5 protein-coding genes are annotated in these 4,604 nt (G+C 61.8%); 4 read left to right on the top strand and 1 reads right to left on the bottom strand.

What is annotated here, in order from left to right:
* The first annotated feature begins 91 nt into the window (after positions 1–91).
* The 3 genes from QT222_RS06160 (at position 92) to QT222_RS06150 (ending at position 3,454) form a co-directional block, all read left to right on the top strand.
* A complete protein-coding gene (locus QT222_RS06160) occupies positions 92–1,006 on the top strand; it encodes a class 1 fructose-bisphosphatase (protein WP_491476649.1) in 915 nt (304 codons plus the stop codon).
* Between the two features lie 116 nt (positions 1,007–1,122).
* Positions 1,123–2,871, top strand: coding sequence for an acyl-CoA carboxylase subunit beta (locus QT222_RS06155; protein ID WP_491476648.1), 1,749 nt, complete (start codon positions 1,123–1,125; stop codon positions 2,869–2,871).
* Positions 2,872–3,094: 223 nt separating this feature from the next.
* Entirely contained in the window at positions 3,095–3,454 is a 360-nt protein-coding gene (locus QT222_RS06150) for a DUF5658 family protein (protein ID WP_491476647.1), read from the top strand.
* 113 nt (positions 3,455–3,567) lie between these two features.
* Here the strand turns inward: QT222_RS06150 and QT222_RS06145 are convergent, their stop codons facing one another.
* Positions 3,568–4,029, bottom strand: coding sequence for a MaoC family dehydratase (locus tag QT222_RS06145; RefSeq protein WP_491476646.1), 462 nt, complete (start codon positions 4,027–4,029; stop codon positions 3,568–3,570).
* A gap of 223 nt (positions 4,030–4,252) precedes the next feature.
* Between QT222_RS06145 and QT222_RS06140 the strand changes: the two genes are divergently transcribed.
* A partial coding sequence (locus QT222_RS06140) for a Glu/Leu/Phe/Val dehydrogenase dimerization domain-containing protein (RefSeq protein ID WP_491476645.1) occupies positions 4,253–4,604 on the top strand: 352 nt, incomplete at its 3' end.

Raw genomic sequence — 4,604 nt, 5'->3', positions numbered from 1 at the left:
ACCCACATGATTATCTGTGCCAGCACACCCTCCACTTCGAGTCGGGTACCATCCACGTCCAGGACAACCTCTTGTCTCGCTTCCCATCTCGATGGCACCGTGGCGCTCACATCTCGCGGTCCCTCCGAGGGGTGTCTGTAATGTCTTTTTTTTTTTTTTTACTATCGACGAAGTTGTCGATGTCATCGCCAGCACCGCCCCCGAGATTCGAACGGGGCTGCCGGGCCGCCGCGTCGCCGCCGAGGAAGAAAACCCGAGCGGCGAGACGCAGATGGCTGCGGACGTGTTCGCAGACGACCTGCTTTGCGAGCGAATCGGTGCGCTAGAGGGTGTCGGCGAATACGCGAGCGAGGAGCGACCCGAGTCCATCGACGTGGGTAACGGCTCGCTGTCGGTCGCACTCGACCCGCTCGACGGCTCGTCGAACCTGAAGCCGAACAACACCATGGGGACCATCTTCGCCGTCTACGACGGGCCGCTTCCGGCGCACGGCCGCGACCTCGTCGCCGCCGGCTACGTCCTCTACGGACCCGTCATGACGATGATTGTCGCCCGCGACGGCACCGTCAACGAGTACGTCGTCTACGACGATTCGAGCTACGAACTCGTTCGAGAGGATATCCCACTTCCCGAGGAGGGAACCGTCTACGCCTTCGGGGGCCGCGTCCCCGACTGGACCGACGACTTCGAAGCGTTCGCGCGCGAGGTCGAGCAGGATGCGTCGCGAAAGCTCCGCTACGGTGGGTCGATGATTGGCGACGTGAACCAGATTCTTACCTACGGCGGCATCTTCAGCTACCCGACGCTTCAGTCGGCACCTGAAGGCAAACTCCGCGTGCAGTTCGAAGGCTACCCAATCGGCTACGTCATCGAGACGGCCGGCGGTGCCACGTCTGACGGCACGAAGTCGCTTCTAGACGTTGACAAGGACGAACTCCACGCGCGCACCCCGCTTTACATCGGAAACACCGACCTCGTGACGGAACTCGAATCGGCGCTTGACTGAGTTACTGGCTGCATCCGTTCTCGACTGACGGCACGGCTTGGCGGTATCCGATTTTCTGGTCGTTCGTCGAATCATACATGGAAAACCATTTTGAATACGGTGACGCATCCCAGAGTATGAAGGTCAGAATCGGCGACGGCGCGACTGGTGACGAGGCCGAAGCCATCGCGAGCGCGCTGGCTCGACACCTCGGCACGGACGTGAACGTCTTCGTTGGCGATGGCGAGGAATCCGTGGCGGATGCCGAACCGCCCGCGGACGCCTTCCCCCTCGACGACGATGACGTAAGTCCGACGGAACGGGAAGAAAAGCTCCGTGAGGAAATCGCCGACATTCTCGGTGGAGGACCCCAGAAGTACAAGGACCGTCTCCCCGAGTCGGGGAAACTGTTCGTCCGCGACCGCCTCGACCTCTGGTTCCCAGAGGGACTGAAGTTCGAAGACGGCAAATTTGCCAACTTCGACTCGTGGCACGAGAACTCCCCCGAAGTCGACGAGGCGGACCCGAACACCCGCCTGCCAGGAGACGGTCTCCTCACCGGTGCCGCGGCGTTCGAAGGCCGCGACCTGCACTTCATGGCCAACGACTTCACCGTCAAGGCCGGGTCGATGGCCCGTCGCGGCGTCGAGAAGTTCCTCCGGATGCAACAGCGGGCGCTCAAGACCGGCAAGCCGGTGTTGTACCTGATGGACTCCTCCGGCGGCCGTATCGACCAGCAGACCGGCTTCTTCGCCAACCGCGAGGGCATCGGGAAGTACTACTACAACCACTCGATGCTCTCGGGCTACGTCCCGCAGATTTGCGTCCTCTACGGGCCGTGTATCGCCGGTGCGGCGTACACCCCGGTCTTCGCCGACTTCACCATCATGGTCGAAGGGATGTCCGCGATGGCTATCGCCTCGCCGCGCATGGTGAAGATGGTCACCGGCGAGGAGATTTCCATGCAGGACCTCGGCGGCGCGCAGATGCACGCCCAGGAATCCGGCAGCGCCGACCTCGTCGCCCGCGACGAGCAGCACGCCCGCGAACTCGTCTCGCAACTCATCACGTACCTTCCGGACAAAGCGGGCGAGAAACCGCCGCGCTCGAAGCCGAAGCCACCGCGGCTTTCCCCCGGCGGTATCGACGAACTCATCCCCGAGTCGCCGAACCGCCCCTACGACGCCCACGACCTCATCGAACGCGTCGTCGACGCCGAATCGGTGTTCGAACTGAAACCCGACTACGGCAAGGAAATCGTCACCGCGTTTGCGCGAATCGACGGCCGCCCGGTTGGTATCGTCGCCAACCAGCCAACCGAGCGCTCGGGCGCAATCTTCCCCGACGCCGCGGAGAAGGCCGCAGAGTTCATCTGGACGTGCGACGCCTACGAGATTCCGCTGCTCTATCTCTGTGACACGCCGGGCTTCATGGCCGGGTCGCAGGTCGAAAAGGACGCCATTCTTGAGAAGGGGAAGAAGTTCATCTACGCCACGTCGTCGGCGACGGTCCCCAAACAGACCGTCATCGTCCGCAAGGCCTACGGTGCGGGCATCTACGCGATGGGTGGACCCGCCTACGACCCAGACAGCGTTATCGCACTCCCATCGGGAGAAATCGGAATCATGGGTCCGGAAGCGGCCATCAACGCCGTCTACGCGAACAAACTCGCCGCAATCGACGACCCCGAGGAGCGCAAACAGCGCGAGGACGAACTCCGCGAGGAGTACCGCGAGGATATCGACGCTCACCGGATGGCGAGCGAAGTCGTTATCGACGAAATCGTCCCGCCGTCGAGCCTCCGCGAGGAACTCGTCAACCGCTTCGAGTTCTACGCCGACGTGGACAAGTCGCTCCCGGACAAGAAACACGGCACCGTTCTCTGAACGGGGTGTCGGGAGTCGGGTGAGCGGTAGGCAGCCCAACAGCCAACCGAACTCGTACTGTATTTCTGCAATCTGCTCCGCGTTACGCACCGGTTTCGCCGGTAGTTACTGTCTAAATAATTGACTTAAGCAGTTTGTACTGAGGATGGACGCGACTCGATACGTTGTATCGCAGGTCGACACGCTCCCATTCGGGGGGTGCTCGTCTGTCGGTTCGTCCATCATGAGTCACGAAATCCCCCGGGCCGGGATGATACAGGAACTTCTGTCAGATGTAGTGCGCGGTGACCACGGCCTTTGGCTCGTGACCATGCTGGCGCTCGTCCTCGACGTGTTAACGACGCTGTACGGGCTTGGACAGGGATTGACGGAACTGAACCCGGTCGTCATCAAGCTTATTCCGAGTTTCGGGCCGGTCGGGTCACTGCTCTTATTGAAACTCGTCGTCCTCGCGGTCGCTCTCGTCGCGTGGGAGATGCTCCCAACTCGTTATCGAGCGGCGATACCAATCAGCGTCGCCGTCCCCTGGGGTGTCGCCGGGTTGATGAATACGCAACTCATCCTCGTCACGATATTTGGCTAGGCGACTGGGCGACCGCGTTCCGTTCCTACAGACGAAACAGTCCCGGATACAGGTGAGACAACCCCGGCTACAGGCGAGATAACCCCGGCTACGGACGAGATAGCCATGACAACTCACCCGGCGTCCACGAACCCTTTCTTCAGCGATAGCGCCGTCCGCTCGAACTCACAGACGAGGTCGTCGTCCTGATTGAACACCTCGACGTTCATCGTCACGACGCCACGTTCGCCGTCGGAGGTCTCGCGCTTGTCGAGGACGGTCGTCTGCGCGCGGAGCGTGTCGCCGTGGAACACCGGGTTCGGATGCGACACGTCGTCGTAACTCAGGTTCGCCACGATGGTTCCGTCGGTCGTGTCGGGAATCGAGAGGCCGACGGCGAGACTCATCGTGTAGAGACCGTTGACCAGCCGCTCGCCGAACTGCGTCTCGGACGCGAACTCGGCGTCGAGATGGAGCGGCTGCTGGTTCATCGTCATATCGCAGAACTGCTGGTTGTCCGACTCGGAGACGGTGCGGCGCTTTTCGTGTTCGATAGTCTGGCCGACCTCGAACTCCTCGTAGTACAGACCGGTCATAGCCGAGGATGTGTAAGACCATGATAAAATCGTACCGGTCGAAGCCGGCGTCGCGGTGCATGACAACTATTGCCCCGAGCGAAATCAGATAACAACCATTATAATTACCGACCGTCGAGGAATGCGAAAGCGCCTGCTGACTACGGAAATAACGGTCGGCGATGGCGTGAGACAGCACCCCTGTCGACTGGCTTCGCCGGGAAGCAACCGGCACGAATGCACTATGGCATCCGCAGCACCATCCACCTCGACGGACGACGAACCGACGGAAGAGACAGCCCTCGAAACGGCCCGCCGACAGCTCGAACGCGCGGCGGCACACCTCGACGTGGACCCTGGCGTCATCGAGCGCCTTCACCACCCAAACCAGGTTCACCGCGTCTCGGTTCCCCTCGAACGTGACGACGGCTCGACGGCCGTGTACACCGGATACCGCGCACAGCACGACAGCGTCCGCGGCCCCTACAAGGGCGGCCTCCGCTTCCACCCGGATGTGACCGAAGACGAGTGCATCGGTCTCTCGATGTGGATGACGTGGAAGTGCGCCGTGATGGACCTCCCCTTCGGCGGCGCGA

The sequence above is a fragment of the Haloferax sp. s1 genome (assembly GCF_058382125.1).
This window is presented reverse-complemented; position numbering and strand designations above follow the sequence as displayed.

What these genes read in the sequence shown, in the direction of transcription:
- QT222_RS06160 (WP_491476649.1), top strand. Translation starts at nt 92, where the DNA reads ATGGCACCGTGGCGCTCACATCTCGCGGTCCCTCCGAGGGGTGTCTGT.
- QT222_RS06155 (WP_491476648.1), top strand. Translation starts at nt 1,123, where the DNA reads ATGAAGGTCAGAATCGGCGACGGCGCGACTGGTGACGAGGCCGAAGCC.
- QT222_RS06150 (WP_491476647.1), top strand. Translation starts at nt 3,095, where the DNA reads ATGAGTCACGAAATCCCCCGGGCCGGGATGATACAGGAACTTCTGTCA.
- QT222_RS06145 (WP_491476646.1), bottom strand. Translation starts at nt 4,029, where the DNA reads ATGACCGGTCTGTACTACGAGGAGTTCGAGGTCGGCCAGACTATCGAA.